The organism is Leisingera sp. XS_AS12, assembly GCF_041224635.1.
Taxonomy (GTDB): Bacteria; Pseudomonadota; Alphaproteobacteria; order Rhodobacterales; family Rhodobacteraceae; genus Leisingera.
Window position 1 is genome coordinate 129386 of sequence record NZ_JBGFGM010000104.1, and the last position, 17269, is coordinate 146654.

At 64.6% G+C, this 17269-nt stretch carries 18 protein-coding genes; 13 read left to right on the forward strand and 5 right to left on the reverse strand.

What is annotated here, in order from left to right:
- The first annotated feature begins 12 nt into the window (after positions 1-12).
- From AB9K35_RS13450 to rpsA, 4 genes are all read left to right on the forward strand, one after another.
- The gene (locus tag AB9K35_RS13450; RefSeq protein ID WP_369926794.1) at positions 13-3210 is read left to right on the forward strand and encodes a 2Fe-2S iron-sulfur cluster-binding protein; all 3198 of its coding nucleotides are present in this window, start codon (positions 13-15) and stop codon (positions 3208-3210) included.
- A gap of 170 nt (positions 3211-3380) precedes the next feature.
- Positions 3381-4583 carry a GTP-binding protein gene (locus AB9K35_RS13455; RefSeq protein WP_369926796.1) on the forward strand — a complete coding sequence of 401 codons (1203 nt, stop codon included), beginning with the start codon at positions 3381-3383 and terminating at the stop codon, positions 4581-4583.
- Positions 4576-4845, forward strand: a complete 270-nt coding sequence (locus tag AB9K35_RS13460) for a DUF6525 family protein (RefSeq protein WP_222454958.1) — start codon at positions 4576-4578, stop codon at positions 4843-4845. Before AB9K35_RS13455 ends, AB9K35_RS13460 begins: the two co-directional genes overlap by 8 nt.
- Before the next feature lie 224 nt (positions 4846-5069).
- Positions 5070-6749: a 30S ribosomal protein S1 gene (rpsA, locus tag AB9K35_RS13465; RefSeq protein ID WP_369926798.1), complete on the forward strand. Its 1680-nt coding sequence runs from the start codon at positions 5070-5072 to the stop codon at positions 6747-6749.
- A 101-nt stretch (positions 6750-6850) separates the two neighbouring features.
- Here the strand turns inward: rpsA and AB9K35_RS13470 are convergent, their stop codons facing one another.
- Positions 6851-7240, reverse strand: coding sequence for a MerR family DNA-binding protein (locus AB9K35_RS13470; protein WP_369926800.1), 390 nt, complete (start codon positions 7238-7240; stop codon positions 6851-6853).
- 87 nt (positions 7241-7327) lie between these two features.
- On the opposite strand from AB9K35_RS13470, the gene AB9K35_RS13475 reads away from it, so the two are divergent.
- Together AB9K35_RS13475 and AB9K35_RS13480 are read left to right on the forward strand one after the other, a co-directional pair.
- Entirely contained in the window at positions 7328-7651 is a 324-nt protein-coding gene (locus AB9K35_RS13475; protein WP_369926802.1) for a hypothetical protein, read from the forward strand.
- 4 nt (positions 7652-7655) lie between these two features.
- Positions 7656-7874: a GDCCVxC domain-containing (seleno)protein gene (locus AB9K35_RS13480; RefSeq protein ID WP_369926804.1), complete on the forward strand. Its 219-nt coding sequence runs from the start codon at positions 7656-7658 to the stop codon at positions 7872-7874.
- A 33-nt stretch (positions 7875-7907) separates the two neighbouring features.
- On the opposite strand, the gene AB9K35_RS13485 is transcribed toward AB9K35_RS13480, so the two are convergent.
- A complete protein-coding gene (locus tag AB9K35_RS13485; protein ID WP_369926806.1) occupies positions 7908-8576 on the reverse strand; it encodes a ZinT family metal-binding protein in 669 nt (222 codons plus the stop codon).
- A 314-nt stretch (positions 8577-8890) separates the two neighbouring features.
- Here AB9K35_RS13485 and ihfB point away from each other — a divergent pair, with 314 nt between their 5' ends.
- The 4 genes from ihfB to trpB all read left to right on the forward strand — a co-directional run bounded on the left by ihfB (position 8891) and on the right by trpB (position 11954).
- Entirely contained in the window at positions 8891-9175 is a 285-nt protein-coding gene (gene ihfB / locus AB9K35_RS13490) for an integration host factor subunit beta (RefSeq protein WP_222454965.1), read from the forward strand.
- Positions 9175-9525, forward strand: a complete 351-nt coding sequence (locus AB9K35_RS13495; RefSeq protein ID WP_369926808.1) for a lipopolysaccharide assembly protein LapA domain-containing protein — start codon at positions 9175-9177, stop codon at positions 9523-9525. The genes ihfB and AB9K35_RS13495 overlap by 1 nt, the downstream gene beginning before the upstream one ends.
- Before the next feature lie 6 nt (positions 9526-9531).
- A complete protein-coding gene (locus AB9K35_RS13500) occupies positions 9532-10185 on the forward strand; it encodes a phosphoribosylanthranilate isomerase (RefSeq protein WP_369926810.1) in 654 nt (217 codons plus the stop codon).
- A gap of 509 nt (positions 10186-10694) precedes the next feature.
- Positions 10695-11954: a tryptophan synthase subunit beta gene (gene trpB / locus AB9K35_RS13505; RefSeq protein WP_369926812.1), complete on the forward strand. Its 1260-nt coding sequence runs from the start codon at positions 10695-10697 to the stop codon at positions 11952-11954.
- Positions 11955-12040: 86 nt separating this feature from the next.
- Here trpB and AB9K35_RS13510 read toward each other — a convergent pair whose 3' ends face one another.
- From AB9K35_RS13510 to ychF, 3 genes are all read right to left on the reverse strand, one after another.
- On the reverse strand, positions 12041-12361 hold the full coding sequence (locus AB9K35_RS13510) for an antibiotic biosynthesis monooxygenase (protein WP_369926814.1): 321 nt from the start codon (positions 12359-12361) through the stop codon (positions 12041-12043).
- Positions 12362-12482: 121 nt separating this feature from the next.
- The gene (locus tag AB9K35_RS13515; RefSeq protein WP_222454969.1) at positions 12483-12860 is read right to left on the reverse strand and encodes a DUF2237 domain-containing protein; all 378 of its coding nucleotides are present in this window, start codon (positions 12858-12860) and stop codon (positions 12483-12485) included.
- A gap of 196 nt (positions 12861-13056) precedes the next feature.
- Complete coding sequence (ychF, locus tag AB9K35_RS13520; protein WP_369926816.1) at positions 13057-14154, reverse strand: redox-regulated ATPase YchF; 1098 nt, start codon at positions 14152-14154, stop codon at positions 13057-13059.
- 225 nt (positions 14155-14379) lie between these two features.
- On the opposite strand from ychF, the gene AB9K35_RS13525 reads away from it, so the two are divergent.
- From AB9K35_RS13525 to AB9K35_RS13535, 3 genes are all read left to right on the forward strand, one after another.
- Positions 14380-14874, forward strand: coding sequence for an acyloxyacyl hydrolase (locus tag AB9K35_RS13525; RefSeq protein WP_369926818.1), 495 nt, complete (start codon positions 14380-14382; stop codon positions 14872-14874).
- Between the two features lie 82 nt (positions 14875-14956).
- Positions 14957-15748 carry a tryptophan synthase subunit alpha gene (gene trpA / locus AB9K35_RS13530; RefSeq protein ID WP_369926820.1) on the forward strand — a complete coding sequence of 264 codons (792 nt, stop codon included), beginning with the start codon at positions 14957-14959 and terminating at the stop codon, positions 15746-15748.
- Positions 15749-15995: 247 nt separating this feature from the next.
- Positions 15996-17162, forward strand: coding sequence for an L-lactate dehydrogenase (locus AB9K35_RS13535; protein WP_369926822.1), 1167 nt, complete (start codon positions 15996-15998; stop codon positions 17160-17162).
- Positions 17163-17269: the final 107 nt, after the last annotated feature.

Consider the following 17269-nt stretch of genomic DNA (forward strand, 5'->3'; position numbering starts at 1 on the left):
CAAGGAAGAACCATGGGCAAACTGTTTTCCTACCGCAACCGGCCGGTGCATCTGGGCGCCTATCCGATGGAAACTCTGGCGCGGCAGGCCGCCGCTGAGGGGCTGGACGCGATCCCGGTGCGGCCCCAGACCGCCTTCCGCCGCCCCGAGGCGCCGCTGTCGATCGTCAACGCGATGCGCGACTACCAGGCGATGCTGGATGCCACTCGCGAGGGGCTGGTCAAACGCGAGCGTGCCGAAATCCCAAGCGATCCGCAGGAGCGCAGCGATCACCTGAAGGCCTTTGGCTATTTCTGCGATGCGTCCATCGTCGGCGCCTGCGCGGTGCCGCCGTCGGCCTGGCTGGACACGCCGCTGGCCAACCCGGACGTGGACGCGCTGGCCGAGGCGCTGCGCAGTAAACAGACCAAAACCTTTGCCTCGGGCATCGACGCGGTGATGGCCACCTTGCGCGAAACCATGGATGCGCCGCCCGCCAGCTGCCGTCATCACGGCCATGCGCTGGTGTTCCTCTATGAATTTCCCCGTGACCCCGAACCGGGCGAAGACGGCACCGACTGGCTGGCGGACGCACAGGACCAGCGCGCCTGCCTGCGCGCGGCGGAAACCGTGGTGACGCTGGCCAGCTACATCCGTCTGCTCGGCTGGGAGGCCCGCGCCCATACCGGCGCGGCAACCGATGTCCACCTGGCGCAGCTCGCGGTGCAGGCGGGGCTGGCCACGTTTGAGGATGGCGAACTGGTGAACCCCTTCCTCGGTCGCCGCTTCGGCATCGCCGCCGTGACCACCACGCTGGAGCTGGCCCACGACCTGCCGCTGGTGCCGGGGCAAACGCCGGGGCTGGGCTACCGCTATGGTCTTGGCCGTCACGCCAAAAGCGCCGCCACCCGCGACCCTTATGCCAAGCGCCGCTTCAAGGATGGCCCGCGCCCGTTCGAGACCCTGAAGCGTGTTGACGATCCCACCACCTATATCGACGAGGTGAACGTCGCCCGCGTCCCAAAACGCGCCGACATGTTCGCCCGCACCCTGTTCGGCGACCTCGGCAAAGGCCCGCAAGAGGCCGCTAAGAACGGCAACTACGTGCGCAAGTCGTCCTCCGCCTTTGCCTTCCGCTTCTCGCTTGCAGCCTTCGTGCTGCTGCAGGACGGAGAGGTCGCGCCCGAGGTGCATCCCTCCGCCGCCGACGCCGCCCGCAACGCCGCCAATATCAAGGCCACCGCCTATTTCCTCGGCTGCGACGCGGTGGGCATCTCGCGCTGTCCGGACTGGGCCTATTATTCCCATGACGCGGCGGGCGAAAGGCTGGACCCCTACCACAAGAACGCCATCAGCATCATCATCGACCAGGGGCACGAGACGATGGATGGTGCGTCGGGCGACGACTGGATCGCCTGCGCGCAATCGATGCGCGCCTATCTGCGGTTCTCGCTGCTGGGTGGGGTGATCGGCCAGCAGATCCGCAACCTCGGCTATTCCGCCCGCGTGCATTCGGTGATGGACGGCGAGGTGCTGCAGCCGCCCTTGCTGCTGCTCTCTGGTCTGGGCGAGGTCTCCCGCATCGGCGAGGTGATCCTGAACCCCTTCCTCGGCCCGCGCCTGAAATCCGGGGCGATCACCACGAACCTGCCGATGGACCACGATAAGCCGGTGGATTTCGGCCTGCAAAAGTTCTGCGAGGCCTGCAATAAATGCGCCCGCGAGTGTCCGTCGGGCGCCATCACCGCCGGTCCGAAGCTGATGTTCAACGGCTACGAGATCTGGAAGTCCGACAGCCAGAAATGCACCACCTACCGGGTCACGGTCCCCGGCGGCGCCATGTGCGGGCGCTGCATGAAGACCTGCCCGTGGAACCTCGAAGGCCTGTTCGCCGAGGCCCCGTTCCGCTGGGCGGCAATGAACGTCCCGGGCAGCGCGCCGCTATTGGCGAAACTCGACGATGCGCTGGGCAACGGTGAAGTGAACCCCGTCAAGAAATGGTGGTGGGATCTGGAGATGGAGGACGACGGCGCCTACCTGCCGTCGAAACACCCGGTCAATGCGCGCAAGCTCTCCAAGGATCTGGACCTGAAGTACGAGGATCAGACCCTTGCGGTCTACCCCGCGCCGCTGGCGCCGCCGCCCTACGCCTGGCCGGCGCCGATGGACCGCGAGGCGGGGATCGCCGCCTATGAGAACATGATAACGGCGGAAGAACACAAACGCCGTCGTGCCGCGGGCCAGCCGCCCGAGCATGTCTATACCGCCGATCAGGGCGACGCGCCGGTGATGCGGGTCAGGCTGTCCAAGGTCGAGCACATGACCGATACGGTGACCAAGTATGAATTCTCCATGCCCGATGGGTCACCGCTGCCTGCCGCAACGGCCGGCGCCCACATCGACGTGGTCGTCGCGCCGGAATACTTCCGCCAGTACTCGCTGTCGGGCGACCCTGCCGACACCTCGAAATACCAGATCGCGGTGCTGCGCGAGGACGAAGGGCGTGGCGGCTCGCGCCTGCTGCACCGCATCTTCGAGGAAGGCCGCATGGTGTTTGTCTCCAAGCCCATCAACCACTTCCCGCTGCACGAGGATGCGGAGAAATCCTACCTGATGGGCGGTGGTATCGGGGTCACCCCGATGATCGCCATGGCCCACCGCCTGCACGCGCTGGGGCGCAATTTCGAATTCCGCTACTCCTGTTCCAAACGGGCCAATGCGGGCTTCCTCGCGGACCTCAGGCAAGTGCCCTGGGCCGACAAGGTGCATCTGCATTTCTCCGACGAGGGCAGCCGCGTGGATCTGGCAGAGGTGCTGCAATGGGCACCCGGCCGCCATGTCTACACCTGCGGGCCGGACGCCTACATGCAGGCGGTTCTGGACACCGCCCGCGCCAACGGTTTCCCCGAGGAAAACCGCCACATGGAGTATTTCTCGGTGCCGGAACAGCCCGAGTATGAAAACCACGACTTCACCCTGAAGCTTGCGAAAACGGGCCGCGAAATCGTGATCCCCGCCGACAAATCCGCAACCGACGTGCTGGCCGAGGCGGGCATCCATGTCGATGTGAAATGCTCGGACGGGATTTGCGGGGTGTGCAAATGCGGGCTGCTCTCGGGCGAGGCCGAGCACCGCGATTTCGTCCTCTCCAACAAGCAGCGCGAGCGTGCCATCATCCTCTGCCAGTCCCGCGCGGCGGAGCCGGGCGGCGTGCTGGAGGTGGACCTCTAGGAGCCTCCCCCGGCAGCCAGCGGCGCAGTTTCCCGCACGAGGGAAAAAATCAGAATTTGTGCCCGCGCCCGGCTCGCCTCCGGCGCGGTGCGCGCTCGGGCTTGCCCGGCGCGGGCAGGGATGCTATGCGCTCCGTCAGTTTTGTTATGATATAACATAAAGGGTCTGGCATGACGGACAACAGGCTGCCGGTGACGGTGCTTTCCGGCTTTCTTGGGGCGGGCAAGACAACGCTGCTCAACCACGTTCTGAACAACCGCGCGGGCCGCCGGGTGGCGGTGATCGTCAACGACATGAGCGAGGTGAACATTGACGCGGACCTGGTGCGCGGTGATACCGAACTGTCGCGCCAGGACGAGAAACTGGTGGAAATGACCAACGGCTGCATCTGCTGCACCCTGCGCGATGACCTGCTGCAAGAGGTCCGCCGCCTCGCCGCCGAGGGGCGCTTTGACTACCTCCTGATCGAAAGCACCGGCATCGCCGAGCCGCTGCCGGTGGCCGCGACCTTCGATTTCCGCGACGCCGAGGGCAACAGCCTGTCCGACGTGGCGCGGCTCGACACGATGGTGACTGTGGTGGACGCGGTCAACCTGCTCAGGGATTTCTCCAGCCATGACTTCCTCAGCGACCGTGGCGAAAGCCTGGGGGCAGAGGATGACCGCACCCTGGTCAACCTGCTGACCGACCAGATCGAATTTGCCAATGTCATCATCCTCAACAAGGTCACCGATGCGGGGCCGCACCAGACCCAGGCCGCGATCACGGTGATCAAGGCGCTGAACCCCGATGCCGAGATCATCCAGACCGACCATTCGCAGGTCGACGCCAGCCGCATCTTCAATACCGGGCTGTTCGATTTCGACCGCGCCCATGAACACCCGCTCTGGGCCAAGGAGCTGTATGGCTTCGAACATCACGTGCCGGAGACCGAGGAATACGGCATCTCGTCCTTTGTCTACCGGGCCCGGCGCCCCTTTGACCCGGCGCGGATCCACGCGACCCTGAATGGCGACCTGCATGGGGTGATCCGCGCCAAGGGGCATTTCTGGATCGCCAGTCAACCCGACTGGGCGGCGGAATTTTCGCTGGCGGGGGCGATGTCCTCGGTGCGGCCGATGGGGTTGTGGTGGGCCGCGGTGCCGACCGAGCGCTGGCCGAGCCATCCCGAGGCGCGCAGCGAATTCCTGCGCAACTGGGATGAAACCTGGGGTGACCGCCGTCAGGAACTGGTGTTCATCGGCGCGGGCCTGAACCCGGAGGCGTTGCGCGCGCAGCTGGATGCCTGCCTGATGCCGGAAGCCGCGCAGGGTCTGGACCCGGCCTGGGCCACACTGGAAGACCCGTTCCCGGCCTGGCGGCGCAATGGCTGACCGTCGTCCGCGCCGCAACCTCAACTCGACCCTGCGCCGCCGCCGCAGGGTCGGGGACCCGATGCAGGCCTATGATGCCCTGCCAGCGCCCTTGCGCCGCTGGCTGGCCTCGGCCTGCCTGCCCTGGAGCCCGGCCTCGGCGCTGCGGCTGTGGCGCAAGGCCGGCGGCGCGCGCGACCCGGCGGCGGCGCTGGCCCGACTGGACGCCGCGGAACAGGCCATGCTGCGCCGCGACGCGCAGGTGTGGCAGGGCAGGGGATAACCCTCTGCCCCCTTGCGCTGGACCGGGAATCCGCCTATACGCGCGCTGTCGAGACAGGACGGCCAACGTCCGGGTGACATGTCTGAGCAGGGCTGGGGACTACCTCGGCCCTTTGTGTTTGTTTGATCGGACATGTTCCGGGCCACGTTCTTGACTGGCTAACCAAGACCGGCGGAGACAACCGCCCGGCCAGAAAACCGTTAGTAAAGGAAACCTGAGACCTCATGGCTCAAAACGCATCGATGGAGGAATTCGAAGCCCTCCTGAACGAAAGCTTCGAAATGGACACTCCGGACGAAGGTTCGGTTGTCAAAGGCAAAGTGCTGGCGATCGAAGCCGGCCAGGCCATCATCGACGTCGGCTACAAGATGGAAGGCCGCGTTGATCTGAAAGAATTCGCAAACCCCGGCGAAGCGCCCGAAATCTCTGTCGGCGACGAAGTCGAGGTGTACCTGCGCGCGGCTGAGAACGCCCGTGGCGAAGCCGTCATCTCCCGCGAGATGGCCCGCCGCGAGGAAGCCTGGGACCGCCTGGAAAAAGCCTACGCAGACGATCAGCGCGTCGAAGGCGCGATCTTCGGCCGCGTCAAGGGCGGCTTCACCGTCGACCTGGGCGGCGCTGTTGCCTTCCTGCCCGGCTCGCAGGTTGACGTCCGCCCCGTGCGCGACGCAGGCCCGCTGATGGGTCTGAAGCAGCCGTTCCAGATCCTGAAGATGGACCGTCGTCGTGGCAACATCGTTGTCTCCCGCCGCGCGATCCTCGAAGAGTCCCGCGCCGAACAGCGCGCCGAAGTCATCGGCAACCTGTCCGAAGGCCAGGCAGTGGACGGTGTCGTCAAGAACATCACCGAATACGGTGCGTTTGTTGACCTCGGCGGCGTTGACGGCCTGCTGCACGTCACCGACATGGCATGGCGCCGTGTGAACCACCCCTCCGAGATCCTGTCGATCGGCGAAACCGTCAAGGTTCAGGTCATCAAGATCAACAAGGAAACCCACCGTATCTCCCTGGGCATGAAGCAGCTGCAGGAAGACCCGTGGGATCTGGTTGGCGCCAAGTATCCGCTGAACTCGGTGCACAAGGGCCGCGTCACCAACATCACCGACTACGGTGCATTTGTTGAGCTGGAGCCCGGTGTCGAAGGTCTGGTCCACGTCTCCGAGATGTCCTGGACCAAGAAGAACGTGCACCCCGGCAAGATCGTCTCCACTTCGCAGGAAGTCGACGTCATGGTTCTGGAAATCGACGGTGCCAAGCGCCGCGTGTCCCTGGGCCTGAAGCAGACCATGCGCAACCCGTGGGAAGTCTTTGCTGAGACCCACCCGGAAGGCACCCAGGTCGAAGGCGAAGTCAAGAACATCACCGAATTCGGTCTGTTCATCGGCCTCGAAGGCGACATCGACGGCATGGTTCACCTGTCCGACCTGTCCTGGGACGAGCGTGGCGAAGACGCCATCCAGAACTACCGCAAAGGCGACGTGGTTCAGGCCGTTGTCTCCGAAGTGGACGTCGAGAAAGAGCGTATCTCGCTGTCGATCAAAGCCTTGGGCGGTGACAAGTTCGCCGAAGCCGTGGGCGGCGTGAAGCGTGGCTCCATCGTGACCGTTGAAGTGACCGCGATCGAAGACGGTGGCATCGAAGTGGAATACGAAGGCATGAAGTCCTTCATCCGCCGCTCCGACCTGGCCCGCGACCGTGCCGACCAGCGCCCCGAGCGTTTCTCGGTTGGCGACAAGGTCGACGTCCGCGTCACCAACGTCGACTCCAAGACCCGCCGCCTGGGCCTGTCCATCAAGGCGCGCGAGATCGCGGAAGAAAAAGAAGCAGTCGAGCAGTATGGCTCCTCGGATTCCGGCGCATCGCTGGGCGACATCTTGGGCGCCGCTCTGAAGTCGGGCGACTAATCGCCCGGCCTCACGGCTGACAAAACTGAGCCCCGCAGGAAACTGCGGGGCTTTTTCATTGGCGCGCAGCGCTGGCTGATCGCGCGGCTCGGGCCGCCGTGTCAGGCGTCCTGCAGCTCGGCCAGCATCGGGCAGGATACATTGCCGCTGGCGCAGTTCCGGGTCAGCTCCTGCAGCGCTGCCTCCAGGCGTTCCAGCTCGGCGATCTTGCGGTGGACTTCCGCAATATGCTCCTCGGCCAGAACCTTGACCGCCGGGCAGTCGTCGCTGCCTTGCTCGGCCAGATCCAGCATCGTCTTGACATCCGCCAGGGAGAACCCCAGCGCCCGGCACCGTTTCAGCAGCCGGAGCCGCCCCACGTCCCGGGCGGAGTAGAGCCGCCGGTTGTTCGCCGCCCGTGCGGGCTTGGGCACGATGCCTTCGCGCTCATAATAGCGGATCGTCTCGATGCCGACGCCGCTTTGGCGGGAGGCTTCTCCAATGGCGATCATCTCTCTTTCCCGCTTGCTCCTGTAGTGACTACAGGAAGTATACCTGCCGTCACGGCTTGCAGCAAATCCACGCGGAAAGGGCGGCAGATGCAGACATTCCTGAAGCTCAGCTACCTTGGTTCGTCCTCGGCGCTGCTGGCGGCGACCTGCTGCGTTCTGCCGATGCTGTTGATGTTGCTGGGGATCGGCGGCAGCGGGCTGGCTGTCTTTGGCCTGCTGGCCGCGGCCAGCTATCCCGTGCTGGTCCTGTCGACCGCGCTGCTGCTGGTCGCCGGATGGCTGGCGCATCGCCGCGCAACTGCGGCGCGGCTGCGCTGGTGGCTCGGCGGCAGCGCCGCGCTGACCGCCATCGCCTGGCTGATCGCGCTGAACGAAAGCCGGATAAACGACTACCTGATTATGCAGATGTGAGCCGATGACCGAGCAACCGATCGAATTGCAAAGCACCCTGACCTGCCCCGAGTGCGGCCATGCGCAGACGGAAACCATGCCGACCGAGTCGTGCCAGTGGTTCTATGAATGCACGGCCTGCCAGGCCATCCTGAAGCCGCGGCCGGGCGATTGCTGCGTGTTCTGCTCCTATGCCACCGTCCCGTGCCCGCCGGTGCAACGGGGCGGCGGCTGCTGTGGCTGACCACGGGAACCGGCCCGGATCAGCCCTGCGGCGTCAGTGCGCCAGCATCTCGTGCAGGATCTCCTCGCCGCTCATCGAGGCGGGGTAGTAGGTCGGCCAATTGGTCAGCTCCTTCAGCACCTCGGCACGGTCATCGCCCCAGTAGAGGTGGTAGTGATCCACCTTCTCCGGCGCGATGCGGTGGTCGCTGAACTGGATGTAGCCGGGGGCCGCCGCATCACCGCTTTCCTTCCGGAAGACATAGCGCACCCCACGGTTGCCCTTCTTGTAGGTCAGCACTTCGTAGCCGTCCGAGACATAGGTGCCGCTGACACTGCCCGCGTCGCTGGTGAACGTGACGGTCTGCCCGTCGATGCGGATGGCATGCGTGTCGGTGCCATAGCCGGTGGTGTAGTAGGCGCGGTACTCCTCGACAGTTTTGTCGCCATGGGCGGCGCGGTCTTCCAGCACCGGGTCAAGCGTGCCGTCCTGCAGGTAGGGGAACACCGACTGCCAGTCGCCCTCCCAGTCGGACAGCGGACGCGGCTGGATCTGGCTGTCCTCGAAATAGCCCTCGTAGATGCGCTTTTCGGCCTCGGTTTGTTCATGGCTGTGGCCGTGGTCGTGGGCATGGGTCTTGGCGGCCATGGCGGGCAGGGCGGTGGTCAGGAACAGGGCCGCGGCGGCCAGCGCGGGCAGAGAGGTCAGTCTGGTCTTGGTCATTGGATCACCCTATCGATTCGGAATGTAATAACATAACAATCGCTGGTTAGGCCCATTCCCGCAGCTCTGCAAGGGGGGCAGAGCGGGCAGATTGGCCCGAATCATGCAGCGCGGCGTTGTATCCAGCTTTGTCCAATGCCGCATTGCGGCGGCGAAATGCCGCCCGAAAATTGGCGGTGCGGCGTTGAAAACCTGCGCATTGGTGGTGGAATACCCGGCCTCCGGTGCGGCATTTTGTTCCCCCGCCACTGGATTTTTCCTATACTCTCAGAATAATAGCCGAAACAACACGGTGATCTGGGAGGAAACAGACCATGATCCGCTCTGAACTCATTCAGAAGATTGCAGACGAAAACCCGCACCTGTATCAGCGGGACGTAGAGAGGATCGTGAACACGGTGTTCGAAGAGGTGACCAACGCCATGGCCCGCGGTGACCGGGTCGAATTGCGCGGCTTTGGGGCCTTTTCGGTCAAGAAGCGGGATGCCCGCGTCGGTCGCAACCCGCGCACCGGTGAAACGGTCAATGTTGAAGAAAAACATGTGCCGTTCTTCAAGACGGGTAAACTCTTGAGGGACCGCCTGAACGGGAAAGCCTGATGCGTTACATTCGCTACGCGGTTCTTGCGGCCCTGGCCATCGTGCTGGTGTCGGTGTCTCTGGCCAACAGCGCGGTGGTGCAGCTTCGGCTGATGCCGGACGCGCTGGCCGATCTCTTCGGATTCAACCACGGCATCGCGCTGCCGCTGTTCGTGGTGGTTCTGGGCGGCGTCGGGGTCGGCCTGATCATCGGCTTCCTCTGGGAATGGATCCGCGAGCACAAGCACCGCAGCGAAGCGGCGCAAAAAGCGCGGGAGGCCCGCAGGCTCGACCGCGAGGTGAAGCGGCTGAAAAAGCAGAAACACGAAGGCAAGGACGAGGTTCTCGCGATGCTCGACGACGCGGGCTGACCGGTCATGTCTGATATCCGGGTCAAGATCTGCGGTCTGAAGACGCCGCAGGATGTGGCGGCTGTCGCCGCTGCGGGGGCAGCCTATGCGGGCTTTGTGTTCTTTGCGAAATCGCCGCGCCACGTCACGATTGCCGAGGCGGCGGCGCTGGCGATCGATGCGCCGGTCGGCCTGTGCAAGGTGGCCCTGACGGTCAATGCCACCGACGCCGAGCTGGATGCCATCACGGATGCGGTGCCCCTGGACATGCTGCAGCTTCACGGCAAGGAGCCTCCGCAGCGTGTCGCGGAGGTGCGCGCGCGTTATGGTCTGCCGGTTATGAAGGCGGTGGGCATCGCCGATGCCTCCGACCTGCCGCAGATTGCGGAATACGAACAGGTCGCTGACCAGCTGCTGATCGATGCCAAGCCCCCCAGGGACGCGGTGCTGCCGGGCGGCAACGGTCTTGCCTTTGACTGGCGGCTGTTGGCGGGGCGCAAGTACTGGCAGAAACCCTGGATGCTGGCGGGTGGCCTGACCCCCGACAACGTGGCCGAGGCCATTCGCATGACCGGCACGCGCCAGGTCGATGTCTCCTCCGGTGTCGAAAGCGCACCGGGGCAGAAGGACGCCGCCCTGATCGACGCCTTCACCAAGACGGCCATCGCCGCCCGCGGCTGACCGGGCGGGCAGTCTGTCGGCGGCAGCGCGCGGGCACGCCGTGGATTTGAGTATTTGGGGAAAGATGAAAACACAGGCCCCGCGTCTTCATCTTTCTGAAAATACTCATTGCTCACCCTGGCGCCAATCCGGCTCCTCGGGTGTTGCGCACAGGGCGTGCGCCCCTCTCATGCGATCTTAAGCCCGGTCCGCCACACTGCCTCCCGATCGCGATCATCGCCGGGTCTGACACCCCCGGCACCCAGGAACAGGGCCCCCGCGGCAGGGGGCACGCAGAGACAACGTTTAGCGTGCGGGCGGATACGCCCGTCCCGCCTCCGCCCCCGTGGCGGCGCCGCCATCCTTGACTGCTCCCCATAGAACGGACGGCAACCGGCAGGATCAAAAACCTCGGCGACACTGGCAGGGCAGCGCCCCGTGCCAGGTGGTCGCGCTTGCGCAATCCCCTTTACCAAGCCCCCGCCGCGCTATAGTCAAGGCTGGCACGGCGAAAGCGAGAGGGAACACCCATGGCCGACGATCTTTTCAACAGCTTCATGAACGGGCCGGACGAACAGGGCCGTTTCGGCATCTTTGGCGGGCGCTTCGTGTCCGAAACCCTGATGCCGCTGATCCTGAGCCTGGAAGAAGAATACAACCGCGCCAAGGATGACCCCTCCTTCTGGGCCGAAATGCGCGACCTGTGGACGCATTACGTCGGCCGTCCCAGCCCGCTCTATCACGCCGAACGGCTGTCGGCGGAACTCGGCGGTGCCAAGATCTACATGAAGCGCGACGAGCTGAACCACACCGGCGCGCACAAGGTGAACAACGTGCTGGGCCAGATTCTGCTGGCACGGCGCATGGGCAAGACCCGCATCATCGCCGAGACCGGTGCGGGCCAGCACGGCGTGGCCACCGCCACCGTCTGCGCCAAGTTCGGCCTGAAATGCGTGGTCTACATGGGCGCGCATGACGTCAAGCGCCAGGCACCCAACGTCTTCCGCATGCGCCTGCTGGGCGCCGAGGTGATCCCGGTGACCTCCGGCCGCGGCACCCTGAAGGACGCCATGAACGACGCGCTGCGCGACTGGGTGACCAATGTGCGCGACACCTTCTACTGCATCGGCACCGCCGCCGGCCCGCACCCCTATCCGGCGATGGTGCGTGATTTCCAGTCCGTGATCGGCAAGGAAGTCCGCTGGCAGCTGGCCGAGCAGGAGGGCGAAGGCCGCCTGCCGGACACCGTGATTGCCGCCATCGGCGGCGGTTCCAATGCCATCGGCCTGTTCCATCCGTTCCTGGATGATCCGTCGGTGAAGATCATCGGCGTGGAGGCCGGCGGCAAGGGCGTTGACGACCGCATCCAGCATTGTGCCTCGCTCACCGGCGGTCGGCCCGGCGTCTTGCATGGCAACCGGACCTATCTGCTGCAGGACGAGGATGGCCAGATCCAGGAAGGCTATTCGATCTCGGCTGGGCTGGATTATCCGGGCATCGGCCCGGAGCATTCCTGGCTGCATGACACCGGGCGCGCCGAATATGTCTCGATCACCGACAAGGAAGCGCTGGAAGCCTTCCAGGTCAGCTGCCGCACCGAGGGGATCATCCCGGCGCTGGAGCCCTCCCACGCGCTGGCGCATGTGATGAAGATCGCGCCGGACCTGCCGTCGGACCACATCATCGTGATGAACATGTGCGGCCGCGGCGACAAGGACGTCTACACGGTCGCCAAACATCTCGGCTTTGACATGTCCGACACCGAGGAAGGCCGCACCTTCGAGGAGTGAGCCCGCGAGGTTAGACACAGGAACAGGCGCCCCGCGGGGCGCCTTTTTCGTCTCTGATCAGCGGTTTGACAGATCCCGGCCGGGGATTACGCCTGGTGCAGTACGGTTTCGAACCCTTCGAACTGCGGGTGCCCCATGATCGGGCTTTCGCCCTCGCGCTTGCCCGCGTTGCGGTGCGCCGCGCGGAATTGTTCGGATTTGGTCCAGGCTTCGAAGTCTTCGCGGCTGTCCCAGATCACGTGGCTGGAATAGAGCCGGTGATCCGCGGCTTCGGGGCCTTTCAGCAGCCGGAATTCGCGAAAGCCGGGCACTTCCTTCAGGCGGCTTTCCCGCGATGCCCAGATGGATTCGAAATCAGCCTCGCGGCCAAGGCGGATCTTGAAGCGGTTCATGGCAATATAGCCCATGCAGGGTGCCTCCTCGGGGTGGTCAGTCTCGGAACGAAGGCTGGCAAGGCAGGCGAGGGATCCGGCGGGCTGGCTTGCCTGTGCACTTACGGCAGTGCCGCCCACAGGTCAATGCAGCGGCTCAGGCGGGGTCGGCGGCATAGGATTGCAGGATGCGCATCGGCACGATGTCGAGCGCCCGCAAGTGGGTCGCCTCCAGGTTCACCTGCGGCGCGCAGCCCTCATCCGCCGCCTGCAGGAACCGCGCAGCACAGAGGCACCAGCGGTCGCCGGGTTTCAGCCCGGCGAAATTGAACTCGGGCCGCGGGGTCGACAGGTCGTTGCCGACATATTTGGAAAACGCCAGGAATTCGGCCGTCATCACCACGCAGACGGTGTGGCTGCCCTGGTCCTCGGCGCAGGTGTTGCAGTGGCCGTCGCGGAAAAAGCCGGTCAGCGGCGCGGTGGAGCAGGGGGCCAGCGGGCCACCCAGAACGTTGATGCTGGTCTCTTTTTGCATGATGCGGCCCCGTGATCTGCGGATGAGGATGACTCTAGCGCGATTGCTGGCGGACGCCCGGATTTTCCGCGCGCCGCCGCCATCATGGCAAAGCCGGGGCCGGGGTCAATCCCCGCTGAGGGTCGGTTGCGGGGCGCAAAAGAAAACCGCCTGCCAAGGGGTTGGCAGGCGGTGAGCTGTCATGTTTCGGGGCGCTTCAGGTGTTGAACAGGAAGTGCAGCACGTCGCCGTCCTTGACGATGTAGCTCTTGCCTTCGGCGCGCATCTTGCCCGCTTCCTTGGCGCCCTGTTCACCGTTGCAGGCGATGAAGTCCTCATAGGCGATGGTCTCGGCGCGGATGAAACCCTTTTCGAAATCGCCGTGGATCACGCCCGCCGCCTGCGGTGCCGCGGTGCCCTGGCGAATGGTCCAGGCGCGGGCTTCCTTGGGGCCGACGGTGAAGTAGGTCTCAAGGTGCAACAGGTCGTAACCCGCGCGGATCAACCGGTCGAGGCCCGCCTCTTCCAGCCCCATTTCCTCCAGGAACATCTGCGCCTCTTCCGGGTCGAGCTGGCTGATCTCTTCCTCGATCTGGGCGGAGATGATCACGTGGCTGTTGCCCTGCGCCGCCGCCATTTCGGCGACCTTGGCGGAATGCGCGTTGCCCTCCACCGATTCCGACTCGCCGACGTTGCAGACATAGAGCACCGGCTTGGTGGTCAGCAGCTGCAGCATCTTCCAGGCCTTGGCGTCTTCGGCGTCGACCTCGACCAGGCGGGCGGGTTTGCCGTTTTCCAGCATCTCCTGCGCGGCGGCCAGCAGGCGGTCCTGCTGCTGGGCTTCCTTGTCGTTGCCCTTCAGCTTGCGCACCAGGTTGGCACGGCGTTTCTCGATGCTTTCGAGGTCGGCCAGCATCAGCTCGGTCTCGATCACCTCGGCATCAGCCACCGGGTCGACGCGGCCGTCCACATGGGTGACGTCGCCGTCTTCAAAGCAGCGCAGCACATGGGCGATCGCATCCGTTTCGCGGATGTTGGCGAGGAACTGGTTGCCGAGGCCCTCACCCTTGGAGGCGCCTTTGACCAGACCCGCAATATCAACGAAGGTCATCCGGGTCGGGATGATCTGCTTGGACTTGGCGATTGCCGCCAGCTTGTCCAGCCTTGCGTCCGGCACTGCCACTTCGCCCACGTTGGGCTCGATGGTGCAGAACGGAAAGTTGGCCGCCTGCGCCGAGGCGGTTTTGGTCAGCGCGTTGAACAGCGTCGATTTACCCACGTTGGGCAGGCCGACGATTCCCATTTTAAAGCCCATACCGGCCTCCTGATACCACTTGGGAGCTGCTTCTAGGCAGCAATCGACGTGCGTGCAAGGCACCTGTGCCGGGCATGTGTGCCACTTTTGCCATCTGTGCACCTGTTCACAGACAGCCTGCAACGCAAAGCAGCATAGGGGGGTTCAGATATCGCAAGCAAAGCCGTATCTCTGGGCGGCGTAAAGCTGCCGACAAGCGGCATGTAATGATCGAAGGGCTTGAAAATGAAAAAAGCGGCTGTGTTGGCGGCGGTCTTGTCGACCGCAGCTCTGCCCGTGGCGGCACAGGAAGTGACATTGGGCGTGGGGTACTCCGACTATCACCGCGAGATCGCCGAGGATGGCGCGATCGTCTCGCTGGAATATCTGCACGCGCCGTTTCACCAGCGTGGCCGACTGTCGGCGCGCTTTGGCGCGACGCTGGACGTGCAGGAGACCGGCGATGTCTTTGCCGGCGTGGGGATCAGCGGTGTGTATGATATGAAGAACGACTGGTTCATCGAGACCAGCGTGATGCCCGGTGCCTATCACGACAGCTCGCCGGAGAATGATCTGGGGTCGGCCTTCGAGATCCGCAGCCTGCTGGCGGTGGGCAAGCGGTTCCAGAACGGCAAGGCCGTGTCGCTGGCGATCAGCCACAAATCCAACGCCTCGACCGCTGACGAGAATCCCGGCGTGAACTCCTTGACGCTGCGCTGGCATATCCCGCTCGGCCGCTGAGAGCGCTAGCCAGGCTGCGCGGGATTGATTTCCCGCGCAACATTCGGCACACCGGGGCGGACAGATTTCAAAAGGCCCGCCCATGACCCGTATTGATGCCAAATTCGCCGAACTGAACGCCGCCGGCAAGAAAGCCTTTGTCACCTATGTGATGGCGGGCGATCCGGATTATGACACCTCGCTGGAGGTGGTGAAGGGGCTGCCGGGCGCCGGGGTCGACATCATCGAACTGGGCTTGCCCTTTACCGACCCGATGGCCGACGGCCCGACCATCCAGCTGGCCGGCCAGCGGGCCCTTGACGGCGGCATGACGCTGGAGCGCACGCTGCAGCTGGCGGCCGACTTCCGCAAGACCGACGACACCACCCCGATCGTGCTGATGGGCTATTACAACCCGATCTATAACCGCGGCGTGGACACATTTCTGGCGGATGCCAAGGCGGCCGGCATCGATGGTCTGATCGTGGTGGACCTGCCGCCCGAGGAAGACGAAGAGCTGTGCATTCCGGCGCAGAAGGCGGGGCTGAACTTCATCCGCCTGGCCACCCCGACAACCGACGACGCACGCCTGCCCAAGGTGCTGCAGAACACCTCGGGCTTTGTCTACTACGTCTCGATCACCGGCATCACCGGTGCCGCCGAGGCCGAGGCCGGTGACGTTGGGCCCGAGGTTGCCCGCATCAAGGCGGCCACCGATCTGCCGATCATCGTGGGCTTTGGCATCAACACGCCGGAGAAGGCGGAGAAGATCGCCTCGGTCGCCGATGGCGCGGTGGTGGGCAGCGCCATCGTGAGCCAGATCGCCGCCGGCAAGTCGACGGAAGAGGTGCTGGCCTTCGTGAAGTCGCTGGCTGACGGCGCGCACAGGGGCTAAGCCTTTCGACAGCAGAGCTGAGGGCAGCGCCCGACCCTGGGCGGGTGCGAAGCGCCCTCCCCTGGGGAGGGTCGGGCGCTGCCCGGCGTGCCGCCGGACACAGCATGCAAAGACCGGCATGTCAGATCGAATAGCCGCACCAATGGGTGCGGCTTTTTGCGTTTTCAGCCTGCGGCAAAGGCGCCGTTGATTTTGATCGTCGGGATTGGTAAAGAAATTTTACCAGATTAAGGCGGGAGAATGGCCGGTGCCGGTAATCACGAATATCAACGACCTCAAGCGCATCTATGAACGCCGCGTGCCGCGGATGTTCTACGACTATGCCGAAAGCGGCAGCTGGACCGAGCAGACCTTCCGCGAGAACACCTCGGATTTCGAGAAGATCCGCCTGCGCCAGCGGGTTGCGGTGGACATGTCCGGGCGCTCGACCGCGAGCCGGATGATCGGTCAGGACGTGGCGATGCCGGTGGCCTTGGCACCGGTGGGGCTGACGGGCATGCAGCACGCCGACGGCGAGATCAAGGCGGCGAAGGCGGCGGAAGCGTTCGGCGTGCCCTTCACCCTGTCGACCATGTCGATCAACTCGATCGAGGAGGTGGCCGAGGCGACCTCCAAGCCTTTCTGGTTCCAGCTTTATACCATGAAGGACGAGGATTATATCCGCCGCCTGATCCAGCGCGCCAAGGATGCGCAGTGCTCGGCGCTGGTGATCACGCTGGACCTGCAGATCCTCGGCCAGCGCCACAAGGACCTGAAGAACGGCCTGTCGGCGCCGCCGAAGCTGACGCCGAAAACCATTGCCAACCTGATGACCAAATGGGCCTGGGGCATCGAGATGCTGGGCGCCAAGCGGCGCAACTTCGGCAATATCGTCGGCCATGTGAAGGGCGTCTCCGACACCTCGCAGCTGGGCGCCTGGACGGCCGAGCAGTTCGACCCCTCGCTGGACTGGGGCAAGGTCGAAAAGCTGATGGAGATGTGGGGCGGCAAGGTGATCCTGAAGGGGATTCTGGATACCGAGGACGCGCGCATGGCCGCCAAGCTGGGCGCGGATGCCATCGTGGTGTCGAACCACGGCGGGCGGCAGCTGGACGGCGCGCTGAGTTCGATCCGCATGCTGCCGGAGATCGTCGATGCGGTCGGCGGCGACGTCGAGGTGCATCTGGACAGCGGCATCCGCTCTGGTCAGGACGTGCTGAAGGCGCTGGCGCTGGGGGCGACCGGCACCATGATCGGCCGGGCCTTTGTCTATGGCCTCGGCGCGATGGGGCAAAAGGGCGTCAGCACCGCGCTGGAGGTGATTCGCAAGGAGCTGGACACCACCATGGCGCTGTGCGGTGAACGCCGCGTGCAGGATCTCGGCCGCCATAACCTCCTGGTGCCGGAGGATTTCGGCGGGCGCTGGCAGCAATAATGCTGCTGCGGGGCAGGGCCGGAGGGCTTTGCCCCTTCCCAAAGCCTGCGTTCCGGTCTATAGGCACGGCTTCACGCGGGGTGACAGCCTTGGAGGCACCCCGCCCT

Coding starts and splice junctions, on each gene's coding strand:
- AB9K35_RS13450 (WP_369926794.1), top strand. CDS start 13: ATGGGCAAACTGTTTTCCTACCGCAACCGGCCGGTGCATCTGGGCGCC.
- AB9K35_RS13455 (WP_369926796.1), top strand. CDS start 3,381: ATGACGGACAACAGGCTGCCGGTGACGGTGCTTTCCGGCTTTCTTGGG.
- AB9K35_RS13460 (WP_222454958.1), top strand. CDS start 4,576: ATGGCTGACCGTCGTCCGCGCCGCAACCTCAACTCGACCCTGCGCCGC.
- rpsA (WP_369926798.1), top strand. CDS start 5,070: ATGGCTCAAAACGCATCGATGGAGGAATTCGAAGCCCTCCTGAACGAA.
- AB9K35_RS13470 (WP_369926800.1), bottom strand. CDS start 7,240: ATGATCGCCATTGGAGAAGCCTCCCGCCAAAGCGGCGTCGGCATCGAG.
- AB9K35_RS13475 (WP_369926802.1), top strand. CDS start 7,328: ATGCAGACATTCCTGAAGCTCAGCTACCTTGGTTCGTCCTCGGCGCTG.
- AB9K35_RS13480 (WP_369926804.1), top strand. CDS start 7,656: ATGACCGAGCAACCGATCGAATTGCAAAGCACCCTGACCTGCCCCGAG.
- AB9K35_RS13485 (WP_369926806.1), bottom strand. CDS start 8,576: ATGACCAAGACCAGACTGACCTCTCTGCCCGCGCTGGCCGCCGCGGCC.
- ihfB (WP_222454965.1), top strand. CDS start 8,891: ATGATCCGCTCTGAACTCATTCAGAAGATTGCAGACGAAAACCCGCAC.
- AB9K35_RS13495 (WP_369926808.1), top strand. CDS start 9,175: ATGCGTTACATTCGCTACGCGGTTCTTGCGGCCCTGGCCATCGTGCTG.
- AB9K35_RS13500 (WP_369926810.1), top strand. CDS start 9,532: ATGTCTGATATCCGGGTCAAGATCTGCGGTCTGAAGACGCCGCAGGAT.
- trpB (WP_369926812.1), top strand. CDS start 10,695: ATGGCCGACGATCTTTTCAACAGCTTCATGAACGGGCCGGACGAACAG.
- AB9K35_RS13510 (WP_369926814.1), bottom strand. CDS start 12,361: ATGGGCTATATTGCCATGAACCGCTTCAAGATCCGCCTTGGCCGCGAG.
- AB9K35_RS13515 (WP_222454969.1), bottom strand. CDS start 12,860: ATGCAAAAAGAGACCAGCATCAACGTTCTGGGTGGCCCGCTGGCCCCC.
- ychF (WP_369926816.1), bottom strand. CDS start 14,154: ATGGGCTTTAAAATGGGAATCGTCGGCCTGCCCAACGTGGGTAAATCG.
- AB9K35_RS13525 (WP_369926818.1), top strand. CDS start 14,380: ATGAAAAAAGCGGCTGTGTTGGCGGCGGTCTTGTCGACCGCAGCTCTG.
- trpA (WP_369926820.1), top strand. CDS start 14,957: ATGACCCGTATTGATGCCAAATTCGCCGAACTGAACGCCGCCGGCAAG.